The following is a 3,047-nucleotide window of genomic DNA, read 5'->3' on the forward strand; positions in this document are numbered from 1 at the left end:
CGTGTCGGCACCGTGGCCCGAAGTGTTCCCCGGTGCGGGTACGTCCTGAAGCGCCGATCCCCCGTCCACAGGCTGTGGACGGGGGATCGGCGTCTGCGGGTTCGCGGGGGGCGTCAGTGGGTCTCGGTGACCTTGGCGAGGGCGCGGGGGGCGTCCGGGTCCTGGCCGCGGGCGATGGTGACCTCGTAGGCCAGCAGTTGCAGCGGCAGGATCTCCAGGATCGGCTGGACCTCCTCCGGTACCCCGGACGGCAGCGCGAAGCCCGCGGAGGCCCGCTCCACCTGGGCCTGCTGGCCGACCACCACGAGGTCCGCGCCACGGCCGCGCAGCCGGTCCAGGACGGGCTGCAGGGCCTCGCCGCCCTTGCCCTCCGGGACGATCGCGATGACCGGGGAGACGTTGTCCACCATGGCCAGCGGGCCGTGCAGCAGGTCGGCGCCGGAGAACGGGGAGGCCGGGATGTAGGTGGTCTCCATCAGCTTCAGCGCCGCCTCGCGGGCGGTCGGGTAGCCGTAGCCGCGCGAGGTGATGACCAGGCGCTGGGCGAAGCGGTACCGCTCGGCCAGAGCCCTCACCTCGCCCTGACGGGCCAGCACGCCGGCGGCCAGCGCCGGCAGCCCCTCGGCCGCCGAGGCTCCCCCACCACGCAGGCCCTCGACCAGCAGGTAGAGGGCCAGCAGCTCGGCGGTGTAGGTCTTGGTGGCCGGCAGCGCCTTCTCCGGGCCCGCGAGCACGTCGATGTGGAACTCGGAGACCTCGGCCAGCGGCGAGGCGGCGTTGTTGGTGACCGCGAGGGTGATCGCGCCGGCCTCGCGGGCCGCCTTGGTGGAGGCGACCAGGTCGGGCGAGCCGCCGGACTGGCTGACGGTGATCACCAGGACGTCGGTGAGGTCCGGCTTGGCGCCGTACGCGGTGGTGGTGGACATCGAGGTCAGGCCGGCGGGCTTGCCGAGCAGGATCTCGATCAGGTACTTGGCGTACAGCGCCGCGTTGTCGGACGTGCCGCGCGCGGTGAGCAGGACGAAGCGCGGGTTGCGGGCGGCGATCCCCGCCGCGATCTCGCGGATCTTCGGGGCGCCCTCGTCGAGGATGCGCTGGAGGACGGCCGGCTGCTCGGCCATCTCCGCCGCCATGATCCGGCCGGGAACGGAAACAGTCTGCGGGTCGGACATCTGGATGTGCCTCCGATGAGATGGTTCCACCCCACTGGACGGGACGCCCGGCGGGGACCTCTACGGCGGCGAGTCCGCACACTCGCTGCGGTGAATCCTGCGGCAATCCTACGGGGGCGCCCTCCCGGGAGCACGTCCTCGGGCCCCGGCCGCGGCGGCCGGGGCCCGGTGGCCTCAGGACGGGTTGTTGATCAGCTGGTCGATCTGGGCGTCGGCCTCCTTGGTGGCCTGATCGACCGACTTGCCGCGCAGGATGGCGATCAGCATGTCCGGGAGGATCTTCTTCTTCTCGATCGCCCCCCAGCCGGGCGCCAGCGGGGTGAACCAGGCGTCCGGCACCGCGTTGGCCGCCGCCGAGGTGGCCGGCTTGGTCTTGAGCGGGGCCAGCTGGTTCAGGTTGTTCGGCAGGATGTCCTTGTCGGCCAGCGCCTGCTGCGACTTGGCGCTGGTGAACATCCGGACCCACTCGGTCGCCAGCTCCACCGACGGGGACTTGGCGGTGACCGCCAGGTCGGAGCCGCCGATGAAGGAGGGCAGCGGCTTGCCGTCCGGGCCGGGCATGGTGGCGACCTTGACGGCGGCCTTGATGCTCGGGTCACCGGTCACCGGGGCGGTCGCGCTGGCGCCCTCCCAGCCGTTGCCGTAGAAGGCGGCGGCGCGCCCGCGGGCCATCGCCTCGTACTGGTTCTGCTCGTTGACCGACAGGTCGCCCTTGTTGTACTTGCGGACCAGCTCGACGAAGTGGTTGATGCCCTGCTTGGCCTTGGGGTCGCTCAGGCTGCCGTGCCAGTTGCCGGAGCTGTCGAACTTGGCGATGGTGCCCCCGTACGCGGCGACGTAGCTCATCGCCGCGTACCAGTACGGGCCGGGCAGGTAGAGGGCGGAGTAGCCCCCGGCGCCCTTGTTCCGCTCGGCGACCTTGTCGAGGGCGGAGCGCATCTCGTCCTCGGTCTTGGGGAACTCGGCGCTGCCGGTGGCCGCCTGGAAGGCCGCGGAGTTGTAGATCGCCACGCGGGCGCCCGCGTAGTAGGGCACGCACCAGAGCTTGTCCTGGTAGGTGCAGGTGTTGACCAGACCCCGGATCCAGGTGTCGGAGTTGGCGAAGGTGCCCTTGTCCACCGGGGCGAGCGCGCCGGACAGCACGTACTTCATGGTCTCGGTGTTGCCGAGCTCCACGACGTCCGGGGCGTTGCCACCGGCGATCGCCGCGTCCAGCTTGGCGATCTTGTCGGCCCAGCCCTGGTAGGCGAGCCGCAGGGTGACGTTCGGGTACTTGGCCGCGAACTCGTCGTTGACCTTCTGGACCAGGTCGGGCCAGTTCTTCTGGGCGTCGTCCATCAGCCAGACGGTGACCGTGCCGCTGGCGGCCTTCGGGTCGCTACCGGTGGCCTTGCCGTCGCCCGAGGACGAGCCACCGGAGTTGCAACCCGTCAACCCGGCGGCCATTGCCAAGACCGCGAACGTCGCCATGAGCTGACGCTTCCTCACGCCATCCTCCGAGGGGGTGTTAGAGCCTGTGCCCGCCGGCAGCGTGCTGGCGCCCCCGGGGGTCCGGGCAGCGCGACGAGAAGCTTCGGGAAGGGCCAATACCACATCCGGCGATGTTGAAGTTCGAACCGGATCACTTGGACTCTGGCCTAGACCATTGCCGGTGTCAACGCCAAATGGCCGGACCGCAAAGGACGTTGCAGACCTGTTGTCTCGCGTGGCGATCAGTCGTCGGATCATCACCCTAAGTCAGATTTAAGGATCACTTAAGGCCCTCTTGAGAGAGCATGGTCCAGGCTTTATGAGAAGTCAACGGGCTTCTCGGACACCTCTGAGCCGGTTCTCACCGGATTCTCATCCGGCGGGCGGACGTTGGTCGGCATGAGC

The 3,047-nt window shown here is 69.8% G+C and carries 2 protein-coding genes; both read right to left on the reverse strand.

Going from position 1 to position 3,047, the window contains the following annotated elements; translation table 11 throughout:
* Window positions 1-113: 113 nt before the first annotated feature.
* Window positions 114-1,172: an SIS domain-containing protein gene (locus tag ACWEQL_RS08195; RefSeq protein WP_452149369.1), complete on the reverse strand. Its 1,059-nt coding sequence runs from the start codon at window positions 1,170-1,172 to the stop codon at window positions 114-116.
* Window positions 1,173-1,346: 174 nt separating this feature from the next.
* Window positions 1,347-2,642 (reverse strand): extracellular solute-binding protein, encoded by a 1,296-nt coding sequence (locus ACWEQL_RS08200; RefSeq protein ID WP_452149376.1) that lies wholly within the window; start codon window positions 2,640-2,642, stop codon window positions 1,347-1,349.
* Between the last annotated feature and the right edge of the window lie 405 nt (window positions 2,643-3,047).

Source organism: Kitasatospora sp. NPDC004240, from assembly GCF_053603215.1.

Coding starts and splice junctions, on each gene's coding strand:
- ACWEQL_RS08195 (WP_452149369.1), bottom strand. CDS start 1,172: ATGTCCGACCCGCAGACTGTTTCCGTTCCCGGCCGGATCATGGCGGCG.
- ACWEQL_RS08200 (WP_452149376.1), bottom strand. CDS start 2,642: ATGGCGACGTTCGCGGTCTTGGCAATGGCCGCCGGGTTGACGGGTTGC.